This window comes from Kribbella sp. NBC_00709 (assembly GCF_036226565.1).
Taxonomy (GTDB): Bacteria; Actinomycetota; Actinomycetes; order Propionibacteriales; family Kribbellaceae; genus Kribbella.
Genome location: NZ_CP108996.1, coordinates 7,684,078 through 7,703,442 on the forward strand (window position 1 = coordinate 7,684,078; position 19,365 = coordinate 7,703,442).

Below are 19,365 nucleotides of genomic sequence, written 5' to 3' on the forward strand. Positions count from 1 at the left end.
CACATCGCTAGGAGGGGACATGCCGAGCGATCAGCACACAGGGGTGGGATACGGACGCAGCACTTCACCAGATGCACCATTCGAAGCTCGCCGGACGTCAATGGCCAGGGCTTCGGCGGTGGCTCCGGGGACGGTGCCGCGGCCGCGGCTCGTCGACTGCTTGAACCTGGGAGTTCAGGTACCGCTGACACTGATCAGCGCACCCGCGGGCTTCGGCAAGACGATGCTGGTGGACTCGTGGGCGGAGCTCTACCAAGGACCGGCTGCGGTCAGGCGGATCGCTTTGGATGTCGGTGAACAACCTGGAGCCATGCTGCGAGACAGCCTGCACGGCCCCGATCGCGACGTACTGGTGCTCGTGGTGGACTGCGGCGACCTCACGATCACACCGGACTTGGGGCAAGGCCTCGATCGCCTCATCCGCGGCAATGCCGGACACATCAGGGTGGTTCTGGTGACGCGGTCCGACCCGTCGCTGCCCCTGCACCTCTACCGGTTGGCGGGCACCGTTGCCGAGATCCGCGCAGCCGACCTGGCCTTCACGGCGGACGAGGCAGCGGCGCTGATGCGTGGTCACAAGGTCGAGCTGACCGACTCCGAGGTCGCCGAACTCCTGGCGCGGACCGACGGCTGGCCGACCGGTCTGATGTTCGCGGCGATGAACCTGGCCGGGAAGACCGACTCGGCCCGCGTCATCCGCGAGTTCCGCGGCGACGCCGGGAACATCGCGGCGTACCTGATGACCGAGGTACTCGACGCGCAGCCGCGGGAGTTGCGGGAGTTCCTGCTCCGGACCTGCATCGTCGACGAGGTCCGGCCAGGGCTGGCCGCAGCGCTGACCGGGCGTGCCTGCGACCTTCGGTCCTTGCAGTTCATCTCCCACGGCAATTCGTTCATCCGGCCGGTTCCGGGAACAGCGGACTCGTACACCTACCAGCCCCTGTTCCGCGAGTTTCTCCGCGCCCACCTGCAGTTCGAAAGGCCGAATGTCGCGTGCGGCCTGCACCGTACTGCCGCCGCATGGTTTGCCCGGAACGGCCGGCCGCTGACGGCGATCCATCATGCCGTCACCGCCGGTGACTGGGAGCACGCGGCCCGGTATCTGGTCGAGGATCTCGACGTGGCCGGTCTCCTCGCCGGCCGCCGGCGCCGGCAACTGACGACGTTGTTCGCCGACTTCCCCGACGAGCTGGACACGTCCGAAGCCGCGGTCGTCAGAGCGGCCCGGGCGCTGGCCGCTTTCGATGTCGATCGCTGTACGTCGGAACTCGGGCAGGCGAGGGCCTCGCTCGACCATCAGGCGTCCGGTCGAAGCCACGCGGTCGAGCAGGCCATCAGCGTGCTGCAAGCAGTCTGCGCGAGCCTCGGGGAGGATACCGAGGTCGCGCTGGGTGTTGTCCTGACCGCGGAGGCTCGACTGCGAGCGGCATCGCCGGATTCAGCCGTCGCGCAACGGGAAACGAGACTGCTGATCGCCGGCTGCAAGGGCCGGGTACTGCTCGAGCGCGGCGACTTCCCGGCGGCCCAGGCATCCTTCGGCGAAGCCATCGCGATCGCGGCCGAGGCCGATGCCCGGGAGGCTCTGGGCCACCTGCTCGGTATGGCGGCCCTGGTGGAGGCGGTCTGGGGACATCTGCGACGAGCCGCGGAGGTCGTCGCGCAGGCGACGGAGCTGGTCGACACGGGGGCACAGCCGCGGCTGCCGCAGTCAGTGATCGTGGCCGAGGCCTGGATGCGTACCGAACAGGGTGATCTGGCCGGTGCCGAAGCCATGATGCAGCGCGCCCTGGAGGCGGATCCGACCCACAACACGCGAGTTCTCGCTGCCGCACTCGCTCTGGTGCGCGCCCGGCTGCTGCGGGCCGATGGTGACATCGATCTGGCCGCCGCGGAACTGCAGGCCGCGAGCAACAGCTACGGCACGCAAGGCTGGCTCGGCCAGGCCATCATCATCGACGGGGCGAAGCTGCTCGTCGCGCAGCACCAGCCGGAGCAGGCCATCACAGTGATCGAGCAGTCGCAGGGGCGCGACCACGCCGGATCGCTCCTGGTGCTGCAACGAGCGGCTGCCGAGGCCGGTGAGCGTCTGCCCGCGCAATCACCCCGCGCCGCGGATCGCTCCGTCCCGCTCGAAACCCAGGTGGACAGCTGGCTGATCCAAGCCGCGGTGTCGATCCGGACCGGAGACACCGCGCGCAGCGGGCTCTGTCTGGAGCGCGCTCTCCGACTGGCCGCTCCCGAGCGTCTCCGCCGTCCGTTCACCGAGGCGCCGGTGCCGCTGGGGAGGCTGCTGCAGCCGACCGGTGAGCTGGTCAGACGGCATCCGTGGCTCCGCGCAGGGAGTCTGCCGCAATTCAAGAGCACCGCGGCCGGCCGCAGGCCGGCACCCCGGTCCGAGGTGGTCGTCACCACCTCGTTGACCAGCAAAGAGCACGACGTGCTCGAGTACCTCGCCGAACTGCTGACCACCGAAGAGATCGCCAGCACGATGTACGTCTCCGTCAACACGGTCCGGAGCCACGTCCGGAGCATCCTCCGCAAGCTCGGCGCGTCCCGCCGCAACGAGGCCGTCCGGCGAGCATGGGAGCTGGGCCTGCTGCCCGCCCGTCCGGAGGCCTAGTCACCGCGGTACGGACTCGCTCCTGTGCCCGGTGGCCGCACCTCACGACCGTGGAACGTCAGGGCCCAGATCACCAGGACGTCCAGGGCGATCATGATCGTGGTCCAGCCCGGATACGCGGCGAGGAACGCGACGTTCACCAGGATGCTCACAACGGCCAGGATCACCCCGACGATCCGGGCCCACACCTGACCGAGGAGGACACAGAACCCGGCCACGAGGACGACGGTGCCGACGAACAGGTGCACCCACCCCCAGACGCTGAAGTCGAAGTGAATCGCGAGACGATCGCTCTGGACGTAGAAGTCGTCGTTGAACAGGGCGATGAATCCCTGGAACGCGTGGAACGCGCCGAGAACGATCATCATCACGCCGGCGAAGACGATCGGGCCGACCCAGCCCCGTCGCTTCGTCCCGGGGGCCTGTACGTCGCCGTCCGTCGACGCCTGCGGTGCCTGATGCCGCGCCGTCGCGGCACTCCGCTCGGTGTCCGCCATGGTCAACTCCTCACAGTGGTTGCCCGGGTCGCCAGTCGTAGATGACCGACGTACGCAGGACGAGGTCCTGAACTGAACTGCGCTGACTGCCGACGGCACACAACAGCAGCCCGAGCGGGAACAAGGCACAGAAGACGGCTCGCAGCAGCGCGACGATCGGCCGCAGTCGTCGGCCGCCGCGGCTGACCACGCGCAGTCCCATCACGTGACAGCCATAGGTCCAGCCAGTGGTCGACCACGCGACGCACAGATAGCCGACCAGAATCAGCAGCCCGGTCGCCACGCCCGGCAGGGGCGACGCCTCGCTGATCCGGAAACCCCGTGGATTGATCAGGAACCTCAGTCCGTTCACGGCCAGGTAGCCGCCCAGCAGCGCGACCACCACTACGACGCCGTCGATCACACCGGCGATCGACCGGCTGACGAGACCCGCTCGTCGTCCCTGGTACGGCTGGGCTTCCCGCGGGACGATCGACACGGGTTCGTCCGTTCTCATGGTTGCGCGGGCGTCATCTCGGGTTCAGCCCGGCCACGTCGCAGCCTCAGCCGGGCCACCACCCGGCCGACGGCTTCATCGCCGGAGATGCCCTGCATGCGCACGCCGCGGACGGTGTCGGAGGCAACGGATCCGGTGGACTGCCGGATCATCTCGGCCAGGTCCACCTCCGCGATCACCCCTTCGGCCATCCCGGCCATGTCGATCCGCTTCAGCACCTCTGCCGCCACCGCCGGAACCAGCCGGTCGAGCACGACCGACAGTTGACGTTCCAGCTCCTGACGGCCTTGGCCACCGCGCCGGCCAAGAGCCGCCAGCCAGGTGGCCGCCTGGTAGCGCTCCGCCAGCATCGGGGGCCGCAAGATCACGACGGCGACGGGATTGAGGACTCCCCCGACCCGGCGTCCGACCGGGCTGAGAGCTCCACCGACCCGGCGGCCAACCGTTTGCGCCGCCGCCGCTGCCAGCACGGAGGCCCCAACTGCCGCGTCGAGCACGAGGATCGCTTCCCGGCTCGGCGGCGGCGCGTCAGGCGGGTTTTCGGACTGCTCTGAAGTACCCACGCCACCATGCTCCGTCCGGCCGGCGGTGGGCACCTCATCCTTGGCGGGGGAAAACATCCGACCGGTTGTCCACATCGGTGCCGAGCCACGAACGCACCCGGCGGGCCAGCCATCCCTGACTGCGGTCGAACTCCGCCCCGATGACGGTCGCGACAACTAGGATCAGCGAGATCGCCAGCAGCCAGCCGACCAGGGCCAGCGTGACGCCGAAGAGGCCGTACCGCTCGCTGTTCGTCTCCATCATCCGTGGCATGTAGACGGTCGACGCGCTGCTGTAGGCGGCGCCGCAGAGGCTCGCCACCACTCCGGAGGGCACCAGCCGTCGCCAATGGACCCGGCCGTCGAGCAGCAGCCACGGAATGCAGATCCACAGCACCACACCGGTCAGGAGCGAGGCGACAACGCTCAGCAGCCAGTCCATCGGCATCGCTCGCAGCGCCGAGCGGGCCAGGTACAGCAAAGCGATCTGCAGGAGCAGGGCGCCCAGGCCGACGAACGTCGTGAGCTTGCCACGAACGCCCGCGACACTCCCGAGCCGCCACGCGTCCTGGTACATCCGCTGCACCCGGCGGGCGAGCGACACACCCGAGAAGACCAGGATCACAACGCTGAGGCCACCGATGCTGGATCCGCTCGCAGGCCGCGTGAACACCTCCGTGACCGCGTCGGCTGCGTTGCCGCTGAGGTCGAACCGCTGGATCAGTCCCCGCGCGACGACGTCACGGCGGTTCGCCGGAGCGAGCGTCGCGGCCAGCAGCAGCAGAGGAACCAGCGCCGTCAGCGCCTGCGAGGCGATGACCATCGCCCGGTCCACGCCGTTCATCGCGAGGAAGGAGCCGGCACACCGGCCCGGGAACGTGTGCTCCAGCCGCCGCGTGATCGCCTTGAACGACTGGACAGTCAGCGTTCCGCTCCTGTCCGGTCGGAATGTTCGGCGCGATAGTCGGCGATCGGGCGGTACCGGTCGTAGAGCGTCGTGAGAATGCTGAACAGGAAGATGAAGAAGAGCCCGTCCACCAGGTGAAGCTGACCCGGTCCCCGGCGGAGCAGCACGTCGGCCAGCACCACGAGCACGACGTTCACCGCGAAGACGATCCCGAACGAGACCGCCGCGGAGTTCCACGAGTAGCCGCGCCTGGCGGCCCACAGACCGATCGCGGCGTTGATCACCACGAAGACCGCGATCCCGAGGAAGACCTGGAGGCTGCTCGCCTCGACGCCGGGCAGCACCTCCCCGAAGATGATGCTGATCAAGCCGATCAGGAAGGCCTTCTCCAGCGTCGTCGAGTCGAGGAACTTCCGGTGCGCGGCCTGGTACGCGGCGCGCTCGGAGGCCTCATCGATGCCCTCGGGCAGCGGATCGGCCCGGAACTTCCACGACCAGTCGGCCGGACTCAGCCGCGGCCGGACGACGAACCACACGACCGCGAGGAGGGCGAGCACGGCGACGATGAGCGTCGGGAGGAACCAGGAGACGTCGCGGATCGTGTCGGTAAGGTCCAGCTGGGCGATATGGATCCAGTACTCCTGCGGCAGCTTGACGAAGATCCAGATCGCGGCGGCGACGATGACCCAGAACTTGAAGCTGTACCGCAGCGGGTTCCGCCGGGTGCGAACCCCCTCATAGGCGATGAAGAAGTATTCGAACGTGTTCGGGAACACCATCAGGAGCCACCGTGCGCCGGTGAGTTCGAAGGCCACCACACCGATCTGCCGGTAGAAGAACAGGAAGCGGCTGACCCGGACCGCCGACGGGTTGGTCCAGTTCCGCAGGCTCGCCAGGTAGGCGATGGACAGGTAGAAGACGTCCATCGCCTTGTCGTAGCCCTGGTAGAACGGCGGGTCGTACCCGAACGTCTGGAAGATCGTCTGGTCGACACCGTCGAGCAGCAGGCAGGCGATGATCGCCGGCAACGGGAACAGCGGGATGAACAGCGGCAGCGCGAACCGCGCGAGAACCACAGTCCAGAACACGATCTCGACACTCATGTCAGAACTCCCCACGCCGACGCATCCGGCGGGGCCGGCCGTCGGGGTCGTAGACGAGCCGATACAGCGGTTCCGCCCAGAATGCCTGGAAACGGCTGATTGGTTGCGTGTGATGCGGACGGATCTGCCCGGGTGGCCGCTGACCCGTTCTGCCGCCGGCGTACCAGGCATCCAGGTCCGCCGCGGTTCGTTGCCACAGCTCGAAGCCCGTGTCGGGGTCGAGCCCGGCCAGCTGGTGACGCGGCCTGCCGAGGTGCTCCGACCACACCTCCAGCCGCAGCTCCCGGGCCAGCCGACGGGTGCCCTCGGCAACCAACTCGCGGTCTTCGAGGGTCCCGTCCAGGACGGCGCAGGTGAGTTCGCTGTCGCAGGTCCAGGACCGCCGGTTGAAGTTGTCCGAGCCGCAGGTGAACCACACGTCGTCGACGATGCAGATCTTCGCGTGGACGTAGATCGGAGCGCCCTCGACGTTCTCCAGGTTGTAGATCGCGACCCGCTCGGGCGCCGTCCCCCGCAGCATCCGTACGGCGCGCAACTGGCCGAAGCGGGCCGGCGGACCACTCACCGCCCCATCGGCATCGGGATACCGTGGTACGACGATGATCACGCGGAGCCCGGGCCACCGCTCGAGGGCATCGTGGATCCCCTGCGCGATCAGCTCCGACCACAGGTACTGGTCTTCCAGATAGATCAGCTTCCGCGCATTGCCGAACGCCTTCATGTACGCCCGGGCGATGCTGCGCTCCCCCAGCGGCGCGAACGGATAGCCGGGGCGTTTGTGGGCATACGTTCGCAATACCTGTACGGCGTGTGGCCCGGCCACCGGCGGATCGGGAAACGACTCCGGCAGCGACTTCGGATGGCGCGGCATCCGGGCCATCCGTTGCACGACCATCCGGTACGGCGTCCGCCGGTCGAGCGGGTGTCCGTCGTCCCAGCGCTCGACGAACGTCCGGAGCAGATCGCCGACGACCGGTCCGCGGATCTCGAGTGCCGCATCATGCCAGGGGGTTCGGTCGCCGTACCTGCGATCCATCGGTGCCTGCTGAGGATCGCCCAGGTGCTCGCCGTCGTCACGGCGCTGGTGGGACAGGTCGATGCCGCCGACGAACGCGACGGCCAGTTCCGGCCGGCCCTTGTGCCGGATGACGAACAGCTTCTGGTGGTGCGAGGCCAGGTGCCGAACCCGCTGGTCGAGCAGCACCTCGGCCCCGGCCTCGTTGAGTTTCGTCCCCAGCCGCTGGTTCTCCCGTGCGTTGAACTGCAGGTGGTCCGAATGCGAGCGCCACAGCAACGCCCTGACCTCGATGCCCGATCGGGCCAGGTCGGCGAGTACGGTGCCGATCGTCGGGCCGTCGGGCAGCAACTTCTCGTCCGCGTCGCCGCGCCAGTCGGTGAAATACACCCGGTCGCCGGCCCGCAGCGTGCACAGCTCGTCGTACAGCCGGCGGAAGTACGTCGCGCCGTGGATCAGCGGCCGGACCAGGTTGCCGTCGACCCAGGATCCGTCCACGTCCCCGATCCGGTCGATGTCTGTGCCGGGATTGCCGCGCTCGTCCGGGCGCAGGAACCACGTCCCGGCAGTGTGGTCGGTCATCGTGACACCCCTCGGTCGAGTGTTGCCTCCTGGCCCGTCGGGTTGCTCATCCTCTGAGGGTGAGTCTTCGCCGAACCGGGGGTGGTAGACGTGCCGGATGGAGCCCGTGCAGTACCAGCCGGACCTGTCGCCGGTTACCGCAGCGCGGGACCCGATCACTGATTTCCGCGCCGCGCGCGGACGGATCGAACGAGCGGTGCCCGCGCTCGCGAGCTCGGTCGACGGGAGCCGGTTCGAGTTCCAGGCCTCCCTGCACGACCTCGCGCTGCAGGCGGGAGGTCACGTGGTGCTCGAGACCGACCGCGGTGTGCGGCTGGGGCAGGTGCTCACGCTCCGGATCGCCCAGGTCGACGCCGCGGAGGTGGATCCGACCGCCACGGGCGCCTTCCATATCCGGACCGCGCAGGGTGAGGGGATCGTGCTCGAAGGGCAGGCGCCGCCGTTCCACGATGCCGAGATCCGGCCCGCGGAGACGGACGAGATCCGCACCTGGCTGATCAGGAGCCGGCCGGACCGCGCCGTACTCGAGATCGGTGAGCAGCTGCTCGCGCCCGGCGTACCGGCCGCGCTCGACGCCGGCGGATTCAACCGGCACACGTTCCTGTGTGGGCAGTCCGGCTCGGGCAAGACGTACTCGCTCGGCCTGGTGCTCGAACAGTTGCTGGTGGAGACCGGTCTGCGGATGGTCGTCCTCGACCCGAACTCCGACTACGTCCGGCTGGCCGAGACCCGCACCGGGCTCGACTCCACGGTCGCGGATCGCTATGCGGCCGCCGCGCGCGGCATCGCCGTACGCCGGGGTCGGCCGGGTGCTGACCGGCTCCGGGTCCGCCTCGCCGATATCGACCGCGTAGGCCGCGCGGCGCTGCTGCAGCTGGATCCGATCGCGGACCGCGAGGAGTACGCCGCACTGGATGCGTTGCTGGACGACAACGAGCACGGCGGGCAGCTGATCACCGGCCTCGACGACTTCCTCACCAGCGAGCAGCCCGGTGCTCGGCAACTCGGTCTGCGGGCGTCGAACCTCGGCGTACTCGACTGGTCGATCTGGGCTCGTGGACAGGCAGGCTCGCTGCTCGAGGAGCTGGAGGACGGCGACAAGCGGTGCCTGGTGGTCGACCTCGGATCGCTGGACTCGCCCGAGGAACAGAGCGTCGTCGCCGAGGCTGTGCTGGCGACCTTGTGGAACCGGCGATCCCGCCGGGAGCCGGTTCTCGTCGTGATCGACGAGGCCCACAACGTCTGCCCGGCCGAGCCGAGGGACGCGATCACGGCTCGTGCGTCCGAGTACGCCGTCCGTATCGCCGCCGAGGGGCGCAAGTTCGGCCTCTACCTGCTGCTGTCCACGCAGCGACCGCAGAAGGTCCACGAGAACGTACTGTCGCAGTGCGACAACCTGATGCTGATGCGGATGAACTCCACGGCGGACCTCGAGTTCCTCGAGACCGTGTTCTCGTTCGTGCCCGCCGGCCTGTTCGATCGGGCGCCGACGTTCTTGCAAGGTCACGCGTTGGTCGCCGGCAAGGTCATGCCACAGGCCGGCTATGTGCGGTTCGGGACCAGAACCGCCGAGGAGGGCGGCGCGGACATTCCGACGTCGTGGGCAGCCGCCCAGCGGTAGCACGTCACACGTCCGCGGTGTCGCGGGAGATCCCGCTGCGCTGTCCGTGCTGTTCGAGATAGCCGACGAGCACGCGATGGAGCTCGTCCGCGCCGCGGATCGGCTGGTCGGGGATCTCCAGGTCGGGCGGGGCGAGGAGCAACGCCCGGCCCTGCCACCCGCCGAGTCCACCGTGACTGCCGACCAGTCCCTCGAACGCGGAGACTTCGCCGGTGTCGTGGTCGACCGAGCTGTTGACGTACAGGTCAGGTGCCTCCGCCATCGACACCGCTCGCAGCAGATCCGCCGGGATCAACGGCCCGAACGGCGCCAGCGGGTCATCGCCTGTCACCTTCGAGTCGGCCAGCCGATGCACACCCGAGGGTCCGACGACCAGTGGTCCGTGCTCGGTGCTCATGACCGCGACGAAGGTGATCCCGTCGTGGTTCACCAGCCCGGGGATGAGGGCCGGCCAGCGATCGGTGATCTCCTCCATCGTCAGCCGGTGTTCCTCGGCGGCGTACACCAGGCCGAGGTTGCCCGACCCGAGGACGACCAGTTCCGAACCGCTGGTGACTGTCGGCGGTGCGGACCGGCGCTGCACCCGGACGGCCGCGTCGTGGGCGACCCGTCCCCTGCCGGTGTCACCGCCGGAGAGGTCGGCGAGCAGACCGTTCAGGCGCCCCCAGCCCTCGACCGGCTGCTCGACCGCCTCGACGCGTGCCGCGGTCAGCTGCGAGCAGACGGCAGCGAGATCGACGCCGTACCTGTCGGCGAAGATCGCGCCCTGGGACTGCCCGTGGTCGGACAGGATGACCAGCCGGTACGGACGCGGCGCAGCCTTGGCAACAGCCTCCAGGCACGCGAGCACGTGATCGAGCCGATCGAGCGCGGCCAGCGACTCCGGCCTCAACGCGCCGGCGTGATGCGCCACCTCGTCGTAGTCGACATAGTCGACGTATACGACCCGGGTGCCGCGGATCATCTCCTCGGCCACCAGGGCGGTGTTGAGATCTCGCAGTACGACGTTCGTCACCGCGCGCATGCCCGCGAAGAGCCAGCCACGGTGTCCGCGCGGCTGTACGTCGCGCCGTCGTTGCCGCCGGGCCTCGAACCGCTCCCGGCCGATCTCCGCGACGGCCCCGAACAGACTGCCCGCGAACCCGTCCGGCCTGGCGAGATACCAGGCGACCCGACGACGTGTGTCGGCCGAACCACGGCTGAGCTCGAGCTTGCTCATCGTCAGCACCGATCTCTCGGCGTCACCGCTGAAGAGGTTCGAGATACTCACACCGCCGTCGGCCAGGAGACCACGACCGTCGGACGCACGGCGCTCGATCTCGGCGGCGTCGGCGGCCCGGTTGGCCACCAGCACCCGCCCGAGGGCCCGGTCGTACCAACGGAAAGCGGGTACGCCGTCGATCCGGCCGTGCAGGATCCCCAACTGACTGGCGGGCGTGGTTGGCGGCAGCACCGGCGTCCACTCCACCAAGCGATAGCCGCCATCACGGATCCAGCGCCCCACTGTGGGCAGGGTGGCGGCCAGCACCTGCCAGCGCAGGACGGGGAACGGCACGCCGTCGAGCTGAACGAAGATCACGCCAGGAGCCTCCGGAGCGTCGACCGTTGCCCGCCGCCGCCTGGTTCGGCGGACAAGGGCCGCGGTAAAGGCTTCCGGCGTACCAGAGGTGCAGAGCCACGCCACGATCGTCGTCGCGGCCGCGGCGATCCACGCCGCGGCCAGCACGACCCAGAACGAGTCCGCCTCGACACCCGGGATCAGCGAGAGCGCCACCGCGAGGATCACGGCCTGGCCAAGTACCGCCAGCAGCAGTACTGCGAGCCATCCGATCGCCGCACTCGCGGCGACGAGCAGCGGACGTACCAGAGCGCCGACCAGCAATGCAGCCGCAGCCGATGCGAGCAGCTGCGGGAACGACGAGAACCGGAAGCCCGGTAACACGGCCGCCGCAAGCGCCAGGGCCAGGACCGAGGTGACGTAGGTGGCCACGATCCGGCCGAGATCGCCGGTGCGGACCAGCGGCGTGGACACGGCTGCCAGGCCGTCAGTGACGGATCGCGCGTGGACGCGTCAGCGCCCAGATCACCCACACGTCGAGAGCGATCAGCAGGATCGACCAGAACGGCGCGTAAGGAATGAAGAAGAAGTTGTCGATCGCGCTCAGCACCACCAGGAACAGCGCGATCACCCCCGCCCAGGTCTGCCGGGCGAACAGACCGACGCCGGTCGCGATGACGGCCAGGCCGAGGATCAGGTGGATCCAGCCCCAGGTGGTGATGTCCAGATGGAACGCGTAGCCCCGGATACGTACGAAGTACTCGTCGTCGATGATCGCGGCCAACCCGGCGATCGCGTGGAACGCACCGATCATCAGCATCATCGTGGCGGCGAAGGCGACTCCGCTCATCGCCCAGCCCGAGTCGGCCTGCGACTCGAACGTGCGGTTGTCGGTCATCTGTGTTCACCCTCCTGCTCGTACCCCCGACGGACGTCGAGTGCGCGTCGACAGTAGGACCGAACGAACCCGCTGCGCGTCACCCTTGGCGGACGACGTCAGTGCGTCAATGCAGCCTTCAGCAGCACGATCACGAGGCCCAGCACGAGGTTGATGATGCCCGCGGCGACCATGCGGCTCCTGGTGGCGCCGGCACTGGCAGCGACGTACAGCGCCCAGCCCAGCTGAGATCCGACCGCCACTCCGAGCGCCAGCCAGGCGGCGCCGGCGTTCGACATCCCGAAGAGCGCACCGATGCCGGCTGCCGCCGCGGGAGGTACGGCGGCCTGCACGATCGGCCACTCCCGTCGAGCAGCGGCGCGGAACTCTCGCAGGGACATGAGTGCTCCGGTCGATCGCTCTCCGACCAGATGGGCATACACATGGGACAGCCAGAACACCACGCCGGTCGCAAGCAGGAGTGCGATCAACTGGCCGGGCTGCGGAGGTTCATCCCCTGGGCCGGTTCCCGCAACGACCGACGCCGCCAGCAGAGACCCGTAGATCGCCCCGGCGTAGTCGGACGGACCTCGCTCCGGCACTGTTCTGACCGCTTCCACCGTCGGCCCGTCACTCATCCGGCCTCCTTCGCAGGGCCGCTCCCCCACGTGGCAGCCTCTCGCACCGATCCGCCCGCCGCCTCACCCCGACCGGATGACAGCTCTCGCCCGGCGGCCAGGATCATCCTGGGCGGGTGATGCTGGCCAGGCCGATCTGAGCGACCTTCGAAGCCACGATGGGTCGGGAGAGAGGTTGCGACGATGTCCGCAGGCTCCACGGAGTCCCCCGACGGCCTGCTGCCGCCGGCCGACTCGACGCCTGCCCCTTCAACGCCTGCCCCTTCGGCGCCTCCCCCTTCAACGCATCCGCCTTCAACGCCTCCGCCGTCGGCTCTTCCGCGCGGCGTCGTCGTGCTCCTCGGCACGGCGGCCGCCGTCCTCATAGCCGCCGGGCTGCGCGGCTTCGCCGGCATCGTCGGACCCGTCTTCCTCGCGCTCACCCTGACGATCGCAGTGAGTCCGCTGCGCCGGCTGCTCGTCAGGCAGGGAGTGAAGGTCTGGATTGCCTCGCTGACCGCGCTCGTGGTGGTGAACGCCTTCCTGCTGGGTGTGGCAGCCGCACTGGCCCTGTCCGTCGCCCAGCTGGCGACGCTGCTCCCGACGTACCAGGACAAGTTCGCCGATCTGGTCGACGACGTCCGTGGCTGGCTCGCAGATCGTGGCGTGGGCGACGAGCAGCTCCAGGCTGCCCTGCAGAAGATCGACCTCGGGAAGTTCTTCGACGTCCTGCAAGGCTGGCTGTCCGGATTCCTCGGGGTCATCTCGGACCTGGGGTTCATCGTCATCGTGCTGTTCTTCATGGGCCTCGATGCGAGCGCCTTCTCGGACCGCCTGCGTGAGGCGGCACGGATCAGGCCGGACATCAGCTCCGCCCTGACCGGCTTCGCGCGCGGTACGACGCGCTACCTGGTCGTGTCCACCGTCTTCGGACTGATCGTGGCCATCTTCGACGTCGGTGTCCTCTACGTGCTGGACATCCCGCTGCCCTGGCTGTGGGGCCTGCTGGCCTTCATCACCAACTACATCCCGAACATCGGGTTCTTCATCGGAGTCATTCCGCCCGCGCTGCTCGGACTGCTCGACCAGGGCTGGGCGACCCTGCTGTGGGTGATCATCGCCTACAGCGTCATCAACTTCATCATCCAGTCGATCATCCAGCCGAAGGTCGTCGGCGAGGCGGTCGGGCTGTCGACGACGCTCACGTTCCTGTCCCTGGTCTTCTGGGCCTGGATCCTCGGCCCGCTGGGCGCCGTACTGGCCATCCCGCTCTCGCTGCTGGTCAAGGCCCTCCTCCTGGACGCCGACCCGTCCACCCGCTGGGTAGGCGGCCTGATCTCCGGTGATCGGCTCCCAGAGGACGTCCCGACCGTCGAAGCGGCAGACCTCCCAGCTGCCGAAGTCGCCACCGAGCAAGCCGGATAAGGGAGGACGCGAATGTGGCGCTCCGTTTTGCTGCACGAGTTCCCGGGTCACAACAGCCGGTCCCCTCAGGGCCTCCCCGGCACCTGGTCATCGGGCTCGCTCTCGCTGAGTCCGTCCCGGGACACCATGCTGATCGCACCAGGCCGCAGCCTCCACTACGTCCTCGACACCCCGCTCCTCGAGGTCGTCGGGGTCAGCTGCCAGTTGCGGTTCAAACATCCTGGTCGAGCCGTCACTTCGTCCGTGCGGATCCTTCGCCTCGGAGACGAGTTCGAGCTGAGTCTCGAACCGTTGACCACCTTCCAGGCCCTGGTCCGGATCCGGCTGCACCGGTCCTGGCACGACATCGGCCAGCTGCCGAATCCCAGTACGCGCTTCGCGGAACTGAGATTCGACTGGGACACCAGCGGCAAGACCTACCTGCGCGTGGACGGGCGCCTCGTCGGCTATCACGATGCGCTGAGTCGAGGCGCCCGGCTCACCATCTCCGACATCGCCTTCGGCTCTCCCGAGTCGGTCCCCACCTCGCCTGACCCGTGCTATCAGCTGGGCGAGTTCTTCGTCCGTACCCGGACCCGCCGTACGCACTGGCCGCGGCGGCAGCCGGCAGCTGTGCACTGACATCTGCTACCGGCCGCCCGGGGTCAGGTACGACGTTCCGCACGGGCCTTCGTCACGGCCCAGATGACCCACACGCTGAGTGCGATCACCACGAGCGACCACGCCGGCTGGTACGGAATGAAGAAGAAGTAGTCGATCGCGATCAACCCGGCGAGAACGATCGCGACCGCGCCGGCCCAGGCCTTGTTCATGAACAGGCCGATCCCGACAGCCACGACCGCGATGCCCAGCACCAGGTGGATCCAGCCCCAGGTGGTGGTGTCGAGGTCGAACGCGTAGCGCCGGGTGACGATCAGGTAGTCGTCATCCAGGATCGCCGCGAGCCCGGCGACGATCGAGAACGCACCGATCATGACCATCATGCTCGCGGCGAACGCGATCCCGCCCACGGCCCCACTCGACACATGCTGCCGTTCGTCCATCTCGCCGTACGTCATCGTGCTCCGCCTTCCTCGTCGTTCCCCACCACGATGCCCGCGGATCTCGGCCGCCACATCGTCCGACCGGGGTGAGATATCGGCGCCGATTCGCACCTAGGCTCACAGCCAATCCCGGGGTGAGGAGACCTCGAACGCGGAGGGAGACGGCGTGAGCGATGGTCATCGCGTGAGCGCTCGTCCCGTGCTGCGGTGGCTGCGGTCGGTTCGGCCGGAGCGGCGGAGTGTGCGGGCCGACGTGATCGCTGGTCTGCCGGGCGCGATCAGCAGTGTTCCCAACGGGATGGCGTCCGCGGCACTCATCGGGGTGAACCCGATCCACGGGCTGTACGCGAGCTTCGCCGGTCCGGTCGCCGGCGGGCTGGCGACGAGCAGCCAGCTGATGGTGGTCACGACGACCACGGCCGGCGCCCTCGCCGCCGGATCAGCCCTGGAGGGCGTCGATGCAGCGGATCGGCCGCAAGCCCTGCTGCTGTTGACGATCATCGCCGGCCTGGTGATGATCCTGGCAGGCGTCGCCCGGCTGGGGCGCTACACCCGTTTCGTCTCGCACTCGGTCATGACCGGCTTCCTCACCGGGATCTCGGTCAACATCGTCCTCAGCCAGCTGCCTGGACTGACCGGCGCCGAGGCCACCGGGCAACTCGCCCTCGCCAAAGCAGTGGACGTCCTCTTACACCCCACGCGGATCGACGTTCCCTCCCTGCTCGCGGGGATGGGCGCACTCGGTATCCTCATCGGCCTGTCCCGGACCCGGCTGGCGGCGGTGAGCGCCTTGGTTGCGTTGGTCGTCCCAACGGTCGGCCTGGCCATCGCCGGCGCCGGCAACGTGACGCTCGTCAAGGACACCGGGCAGATCCCCCGCGGCGTTCCGCTGCCACAACTGCCGGACCTCGGCCAGCTGTCGTTCCCGTTGGTCACCGGCGCACTGGCGGTCGCGGCGATCGTCCTCGTCCAGGGCAGCGGGGTTGCCGAAGCCGCTCCGAACCGGGACGGGACCAGCTCGAACCCGAACCGCGACTTCGTTGCCCAGGGCATCGGCAACGTCGCGGCCGGCTTCTTCCGCGGTCAACCGGTGGGCGGGTCGGTCGGTCAGACCGCCCTGAATCAGACGGTCGGCGGCCGCACCCGGTGGGCGGCGATCCTTTCCGGGCTGTGGATGCTGGTGATCCTCGCGGCCTGCTCCGGCATGATCGGCCTCGTCGCCATGCCCACGCTGGCCGCCATCCTCATCTACGCGGCCGTCAAGTCGCTGAAGCCGGGCGAGGTGGCAACGATTCTGCGCACCGGCCCGACCTCTCAGATCGCGGTGGTGACGACTTTCTGCGCGACCCTCTTCCTGCCGGTCTCCGCCGCGGTAGGCATCGGAGTGTCACTCTCGCTGCTGCTGCAGCTCAATCAGGAGGCGATGGATCTCAAGGTCGTGCTGCTGAGCCCCGTCGGCGGCGGCCGCTGGACCGAGCATCCGGCCCCGCCGAGCTTGCCCAGCCACCAGGTGACCGTGCTCGACGTCTACGGCAGCTTGCTGTACGCCGGCTCGCGCACCCTGCGGGTCAAGCTGCCCGACCCGGGCGGCGCCGAGGCACCGACCGTCGTACTGCGGCTGCGCGGCCGGACCGCTGTCGGCGCGACGTTCGTCAAGGTCGTGGACGACTACGCCGTCGCCCTGGAGGCCGTCGGCGGCCGGTTGTACCTCAGCGGAGTCGACCCCGCCCTCGCCGAACTGCTTCGTCGTACCGACCGGCTGGACGTGTCGGAGCCGGTCGGCATCTTCGAGGCCACCGAACTGGTCGGGGAATCGACCGAGCGGGCGCTGCGGGAGGCCGAGGCCTGGGCGGTCCGCCACCGACCGGAAAGCACCGATCAATAGCGGGCCTGCGGATCACCCGGACCGCTACGGCGGGTCCGCATCGCCGACCGGGCTGCTCCGCTCACCAACGTGCCGATGGCGATCCCGACGGCGAGGTTGATCAACGCGGTCGCAACCTTCGATGACGTCGAGCCGTCGGCGACGAACGGCGCGAGTGCTCCCGCGAGCGTGGCCAGTGCCATGATCCAACCGAAGAACTGCAGCGGCCGGGGCGTGGAGATCACCAGCAGATGCATGAGGCCGGTGGCCAGCAATGCCGCGAGAGCGCACCACAGCGCGTACTTCGGTGTGTCCGCGTCTCCCCAGGTGCCCTCGCCCTCGGGTGCGAGGACAGGTACGTCGAAGACGCCGCGGGCGAGCAGGATGCCGACCAGCGCGATCAATGCGGCAACGACGGCCGTGGCCGCGCCCCCGGCCCACAACCGACCGCCGGCCACCGCGTGCGCACCGCCTTGCGTGGGTTGAACTGTCATGACGTCTGCTCCTCGTGATCCATCTGAAGGGCCAGCCGGCCGGCCGATCGCCCGAACAGCGCTCCTACCGTCGCCCCGACCAGGACGTCACTCGGGTAGTGCACGCCCGTGTAGACCCGAGAGAACGCGACGACCGACGCAGCGACCCACAGCACCGGGCGAAGCGCGGGCAGGACGTCTCCGACCGCAACGGCGAAGGCAGCGGCGGACGCCGAGTGTCCGGACGGAAACGACCCCGAGGTGGGCATCCGCACCCACCGCTGCACGGGTACACCGAGGCCACGGCGGTCCGGCCGGCGACGTACACCTGCCGTCTTCTTCATCGGTTGGTTCACCACCAGGGACGCGGCCCCGATCGCCGCGATCCCCGCGAACGCAGCCCGCCGCCCCCGTGGGCCGCCGACCAGAGTCAGCGCACCGGCGGCCAGGAACCACGGCTTGGAGAAGTCGGCGAAGTCCGACACCCACCGCAGCGGCTCGTCCAGGACCGGCGTGGACAGCCGCGCCACCGACCGGTAGATCGCACGGTCGCAACGAGCGAGACGATACGGCGAGCCGGTCACGCAGGGGGTTCCGTCACCACGTGAGCTCGATCTCGAGCTCGCTCCCGTCGTCTCCGAGCTCGAACTCGAGCTTGAGATGCACCTCGTCCGGCACGTGCACCTTGACCCGCATGCCGCCGCGGTCGAACTCGACGTCGTTCTCCTTGGCGAGCATGTCCGCGAGAGTATGCAGGCGGGCTGCCGCAGCCTCCCGGCTCATCGACTCTTTCTCTTTGACCTCGATCAGGTCCATTTCGGTCTCCTAGCGATTGAAGGTGGCTGAATCCCGGTCCCGGCCGACGACGATCCGCACCAGCTCGACGAGCCCGGCACGGAGGCCCTCGGGAACGGTCGCCGACGGCGATGAGCCCGGGTGCTGGTGGGCGATCCGGACGCGGAGAACTCCGGGCCGGATCTCGAACCGCAGCGGCGCGTCGAGGACGAGTGCCTCTCCGTCGACGCCGGCCGGCAGCGGGCGATCGGCCTCGACCTCGAAGGTCGGAGCGGTCCACTCGCGCCAGGGACGCTGAAGGCGGTGCTGATCGGCATCCGCGGGTGCGCCCATGACGGTGATACCGAGCAGGCCGTCGTCGATGCGGGGACGGGTGCCGGATCCGACCGCACGGCCGAGGCGGTAGCGGTTGTTGGACACGAGTACGGCGGCGCCGCCGCGATGGTCGTGACCGCCCGGGCCCGTCCAGCGCATGTCCAAGTCACTGCCACTGTCGCCCAGCGCGTCGGGCACCGTGTCGAGGATGGTCCGGATCTTGGCATTGCGGTAGCCCGTGCGCTGGACTGCTTCGGCGTACAGGCCGAGCGACACGTTGTTGACGAACACGCGGCCGTTGACCTCGGCGAGGTCCACCAACCGCTCGCCGCCGTCGACGAAGGCATCCAGAGCACCGACCACGTCGTCACGGTCGACCCCGAGATCGAGCGCGAAGTGGTTGCGGGTGCCGGCCGGAATACAGGCATACGGCAGGGACAGCTCAGCAGCGACCGCGGCAACGATCGCCTGCGAGCCGTCCCCACCCGCCATCGCGAGCCCGTCGGCGCCGCGCGCGACCGCTCCGCGAACGAGGGTTTCGAGCTCGTCGCCAAGCTTCAGCTCGATCGGCTCGATGCCGCGATCGCGTGCCTCCTTGGCGATGGCGAAACGTGCCGCCTTTCCGCCGCCGGACTTCGGGTTGTAGAACAGCACCGGATGCTGAGGCGCCGTCGCACGCGGCAGATCCACATGGGCGGCAAAGCTGGCACGCGTTGCCGCCAGAGTGACCAGGAGCCCCACCAGGACCAGAAGATCCACGCCGAACTTCCCACCCACGATGATGAAGATCACCGCACCGGCGAGCGCCAGACCGGCCACGTACAACCCGGCCAAGCGCGCGATCCCCCGTCGCAACACGCCGTACCAGGCCGCCACCGCAGCGATCACCACACAGGTCAGCACACCGAGCCCACGCGGGAACTGACTCACAGAAACCACCACGCCGAGCACGAGCGTCGCCGCCCCCACCACCAGCGCCACAACCGCCGCAACCCGCCGCCTCACGGAGCTCAAC

General features: G+C 68.9%; 19 protein-coding genes. 5 read left to right on the forward strand and 14 right to left on the reverse strand.

Annotated elements, in window-relative coordinates:
* Positions 1-100 precede the first annotated feature (100 nt).
* Entirely contained in the window at positions 101-2,620 is a 2,520-nt protein-coding gene (locus OHA18_RS37530) for a helix-turn-helix transcriptional regulator (RefSeq protein ID WP_329000130.1), read from the forward strand.
* On the opposite strand, the gene OHA18_RS37535 is transcribed toward OHA18_RS37530, so the two are convergent.
* The 6 genes from OHA18_RS37535 to OHA18_RS37560 all read right to left on the reverse strand — a co-directional run bounded on the left by OHA18_RS37535 (position 2,617) and on the right by OHA18_RS37560 (position 7,762).
* Positions 2,617-3,117 carry a DUF7144 family membrane protein gene (locus tag OHA18_RS37535; protein ID WP_329000131.1) on the reverse strand — a complete coding sequence of 167 codons (501 nt, stop codon included), beginning with the start codon at positions 3,115-3,117 and terminating at the stop codon, positions 2,617-2,619. The two genes, OHA18_RS37530 and OHA18_RS37535, sit on opposite strands and share 4 nt — an antisense overlap.
* A 10-nt stretch (positions 3,118-3,127) precedes the next feature.
* A complete protein-coding gene (locus tag OHA18_RS37540) occupies positions 3,128-3,613 on the reverse strand; it encodes an RDD family protein (protein ID WP_329000132.1) in 486 nt (161 codons plus the stop codon).
* Positions 3,610-4,176: a hypothetical protein gene (locus OHA18_RS37545; RefSeq protein WP_329000133.1), complete on the reverse strand. Its 567-nt coding sequence runs from the start codon at positions 4,174-4,176 to the stop codon at positions 3,610-3,612. The genes OHA18_RS37540 and OHA18_RS37545 overlap by 4 nt, the downstream gene beginning before the upstream one ends.
* A gap of 34 nt (positions 4,177-4,210) precedes the next feature.
* Positions 4,211-4,999, reverse strand: a complete 789-nt coding sequence (locus OHA18_RS37550) for a YhjD/YihY/BrkB family envelope integrity protein (protein WP_329000134.1) — start codon at positions 4,997-4,999, stop codon at positions 4,211-4,213.
* Positions 5,000-5,076: 77 nt separating this feature from the next.
* Positions 5,077-6,165 (reverse strand): hypothetical protein, encoded by a 1,089-nt coding sequence (locus tag OHA18_RS37555; protein ID WP_329000135.1) that lies wholly within the window; start codon positions 6,163-6,165, stop codon positions 5,077-5,079.
* A 1-nt stretch (position 6,166) separates the two neighbouring features.
* Positions 6,167-7,762, reverse strand: coding sequence for a phospholipase D family protein (locus OHA18_RS37560; RefSeq protein ID WP_329000137.1), 1,596 nt, complete (start codon positions 7,760-7,762; stop codon positions 6,167-6,169).
* A gap of 97 nt (positions 7,763-7,859) precedes the next feature.
* Between OHA18_RS37560 and OHA18_RS37565 the strand changes: the two genes are divergently transcribed.
* Positions 7,860-9,383, forward strand: a complete 1,524-nt coding sequence (locus tag OHA18_RS37565; protein ID WP_329000138.1) for an ATP-binding protein — start codon at positions 7,860-7,862, stop codon at positions 9,381-9,383.
* A gap of 4 nt (positions 9,384-9,387) precedes the next feature.
* On the opposite strand, the gene OHA18_RS37570 is transcribed toward OHA18_RS37565, so the two are convergent.
* From OHA18_RS37570 to OHA18_RS37580, 3 genes are all read right to left on the reverse strand, one after another.
* Positions 9,388-11,415, reverse strand: coding sequence for an alkaline phosphatase family protein (locus tag OHA18_RS37570; RefSeq protein ID WP_329000139.1), 2,028 nt, complete (start codon positions 11,413-11,415; stop codon positions 9,388-9,390).
* Between the two features lie 13 nt (positions 11,416-11,428).
* Positions 11,429-11,839, reverse strand: coding sequence for a DUF7144 family membrane protein (locus tag OHA18_RS37575; protein WP_329000140.1), 411 nt, complete (start codon positions 11,837-11,839; stop codon positions 11,429-11,431).
* A 98-nt stretch (positions 11,840-11,937) separates the two neighbouring features.
* The gene (locus tag OHA18_RS37580) at positions 11,938-12,456 is read right to left on the reverse strand and encodes a hypothetical protein (RefSeq protein WP_329000141.1); all 519 of its coding nucleotides are present in this window, start codon (positions 12,454-12,456) and stop codon (positions 11,938-11,940) included.
* A gap of 333 nt (positions 12,457-12,789) precedes the next feature.
* Between OHA18_RS37580 and OHA18_RS37585 the strand changes: the two genes are divergently transcribed.
* The gene (locus OHA18_RS37585) at positions 12,790-13,860 is read left to right on the forward strand and encodes an AI-2E family transporter (protein WP_329000142.1); all 1,071 of its coding nucleotides are present in this window, start codon (positions 12,790-12,792) and stop codon (positions 13,858-13,860) included.
* A 12-nt stretch (positions 13,861-13,872) separates the two neighbouring features.
* On the forward strand, positions 13,873-14,481 hold the full coding sequence (locus tag OHA18_RS37590) for a hypothetical protein (protein WP_329000143.1): 609 nt from the start codon (positions 13,873-13,875) through the stop codon (positions 14,479-14,481).
* A gap of 23 nt (positions 14,482-14,504) precedes the next feature.
* Here the strand turns inward: OHA18_RS37590 and OHA18_RS37595 are convergent, their stop codons facing one another.
* Positions 14,505-14,918: a DUF7144 family membrane protein gene (locus OHA18_RS37595; protein ID WP_329000144.1), complete on the reverse strand. Its 414-nt coding sequence runs from the start codon at positions 14,916-14,918 to the stop codon at positions 14,505-14,507.
* Positions 14,919-15,087: 169 nt separating this feature from the next.
* Here OHA18_RS37595 and OHA18_RS37600 point away from each other — a divergent pair, with 169 nt between their 5' ends.
* On the forward strand, positions 15,088-16,788 hold the full coding sequence (locus tag OHA18_RS37600) for a SulP family inorganic anion transporter (RefSeq protein ID WP_329000145.1): 1,701 nt from the start codon (positions 15,088-15,090) through the stop codon (positions 16,786-16,788).
* Here the strand turns inward: OHA18_RS37600 and OHA18_RS37605 are convergent.
* From OHA18_RS37605 to OHA18_RS37620, 4 genes are read right to left on the reverse strand one after another with little or no spacing between them, the layout of a single operon-like run.
* Positions 16,782-17,261: a DUF6069 family protein gene (locus OHA18_RS37605; RefSeq protein ID WP_329000146.1), complete on the reverse strand. Its 480-nt coding sequence runs from the start codon at positions 17,259-17,261 to the stop codon at positions 16,782-16,784. The genes OHA18_RS37600 and OHA18_RS37605 overlap by 7 nt on opposite strands.
* On the reverse strand, positions 17,258-17,824 hold the full coding sequence (locus OHA18_RS37610) for a phosphatase PAP2 family protein (protein ID WP_329000147.1): 567 nt from the start codon (positions 17,822-17,824) through the stop codon (positions 17,258-17,260). The genes OHA18_RS37605 and OHA18_RS37610 overlap by 4 nt, the downstream gene beginning before the upstream one ends.
* Before the next feature lie 13 nt (positions 17,825-17,837).
* On the reverse strand, positions 17,838-18,056 hold the full coding sequence (locus tag OHA18_RS37615; protein ID WP_329000148.1) for an amphi-Trp domain-containing protein: 219 nt from the start codon (positions 18,054-18,056) through the stop codon (positions 17,838-17,840).
* 9 nt (positions 18,057-18,065) lie between these two features.
* Positions 18,066-19,355: a diacylglycerol/lipid kinase family protein gene (locus OHA18_RS37620; protein WP_329000149.1), complete on the reverse strand. Its 1,290-nt coding sequence runs from the start codon at positions 19,353-19,355 to the stop codon at positions 18,066-18,068.
* Between the last annotated feature and the right edge of the window lie 10 nt (positions 19,356-19,365).

What these genes read in the sequence shown, in the direction of transcription:
- OHA18_RS37535 (WP_329000131.1), bottom strand. Translation starts at nt 3,117, where the DNA reads ATGGCGGACACCGAGCGGAGTGCCGCGACGGCGCGGCATCAGGCACCG.
- OHA18_RS37605 (WP_329000146.1), bottom strand. Translation starts at nt 17,261, where the DNA reads ATGACAGTTCAACCCACGCAAGGCGGTGCGCACGCGGTGGCCGGCGGT.
- OHA18_RS37580 (WP_329000141.1), bottom strand. Translation starts at nt 12,456, where the DNA reads ATGAGTGACGGGCCGACGGTGGAAGCGGTCAGAACAGTGCCGGAGCGA.
- OHA18_RS37540 (WP_329000132.1), bottom strand. Translation starts at nt 3,613, where the DNA reads ATGAGAACGGACGAACCCGTGTCGATCGTCCCGCGGGAAGCCCAGCCG.
- OHA18_RS37530 (WP_329000130.1), top strand. Translation starts at nt 101, where the DNA reads ATGGCCAGGGCTTCGGCGGTGGCTCCGGGGACGGTGCCGCGGCCGCGG.
- OHA18_RS37575 (WP_329000140.1), bottom strand. Translation starts at nt 11,839, where the DNA reads ATGACCGACAACCGCACGTTCGAGTCGCAGGCCGACTCGGGCTGGGCG.
- OHA18_RS37615 (WP_329000148.1), bottom strand. Translation starts at nt 18,056, where the DNA reads ATGGACCTGATCGAGGTCAAAGAGAAAGAGTCGATGAGCCGGGAGGCT.
- OHA18_RS37595 (WP_329000144.1), bottom strand. Translation starts at nt 14,918, where the DNA reads ATGACGTACGGCGAGATGGACGAACGGCAGCATGTGTCGAGTGGGGCC.
- OHA18_RS37550 (WP_329000134.1), bottom strand. Translation starts at nt 4,999, where the DNA reads ATGAACGGCGTGGACCGGGCGATGGTCATCGCCTCGCAGGCGCTGACG.
- OHA18_RS37555 (WP_329000135.1), bottom strand. Translation starts at nt 6,165, where the DNA reads ATGAGTGTCGAGATCGTGTTCTGGACTGTGGTTCTCGCGCGGTTCGCG.
- OHA18_RS37560 (WP_329000137.1), bottom strand. Translation starts at nt 7,762, where the DNA reads ATGACCGACCACACTGCCGGGACGTGGTTCCTGCGCCCGGACGAGCGC.
- OHA18_RS37565 (WP_329000138.1), top strand. Translation starts at nt 7,860, where the DNA reads ATGGAGCCCGTGCAGTACCAGCCGGACCTGTCGCCGGTTACCGCAGCG.
- OHA18_RS37590 (WP_329000143.1), top strand. Translation starts at nt 13,873, where the DNA reads ATGTGGCGCTCCGTTTTGCTGCACGAGTTCCCGGGTCACAACAGCCGG.